The sequence below is a fragment of the Photorhabdus sp. RM96S genome (assembly GCF_042879335.1).
Taxonomy (GTDB): Bacteria; Pseudomonadota; Gammaproteobacteria; order Enterobacterales; family Enterobacteriaceae; genus Photorhabdus; species Photorhabdus kayaii.
In genome coordinates, this window is record NZ_JBHFKT010000135.1 from 1 (window position 1) to 870 (window position 870).

Sequence of the window (870 nt, forward strand, 5' to 3'; positions counted from 1 at the left end):
TAACCCGAATTCTGGATAAGAAATTGACGAGAAGCCTGTTCCAGGAGCAAAGTTTTGGTGCACACCAAAAACAGCTCCGAGGGGGAACAGGCTATGGACAACTTAGTTGAAATTTTCTGTGATGTCGATGATTTTTGCCGTTTTTTCATCCCTCAATGGGAACAATTTTGTCTCGATAGCGGGCATCGTTTACGCCGCCGACAAGGTCACATGTCTCCCAGTGAAATCATGACCATTTTGATCCTTTTTCATATGTCGCATTACCGTGATTTTAAACATTTTTATCTAGAACATATTTGGAAATATCACCATAAGGATTTTCCAACCTTGCTTAGCTATCCTCGTTTTGTCAGTGTGGCTCCTTCCGTTTTGGTGCCATTATGCAGCTATCTGACTCAATTAAAAGGGAAACCCACAGGCATTGCTTTTATTGATTCCACCCGTTTGAGTGTCTGCCATAACATTCGCATCCCTCGACATAAGGTCTTCGCAGGGATAGCCAGGCGCGGAAAAAATTCAATGGGCTGGTTTTACGGTTTCAAATTACACCTGGTTGTCAATCATCAGGGTGAAATTCTCGCGCTTAAAGTGACTGCGGGTAATGTGGATGATCGGGAACCTGTTCGCGAATTAACAACAGAATTAACGGGTTCTCTGTACGGCGATAAAGGTTATCTCAGTCAGGAATTGGCTGACGACTTAGCTAAAGCGGGGCTCACTTTCATCACCCAAAAGCGCCGAAATATGAAAGCTCACCTGCAAGCTGAGTGGGATAAGATAATGTTGTCAAAGCGTTTTATCATTGAAACGATTAATGGGCAATTAAAAACTATTTCTCAAATAGAGCATTCCCGCCACCGAAGTATAAAA

General features: G+C 42.9%; 1 protein-coding gene. It reads left to right on the plus strand.

All coding sequences use genetic code 11. From position 1 onward, the window contains the following. Nucleotides 1-93 precede the first annotated feature (93 nt). The coding region (locus tag ACGF49_RS24615) for an IS982 family transposase (protein ID WP_387493336.1) at nt 94-870 on the plus strand (777 nt) is incomplete at its 3' end.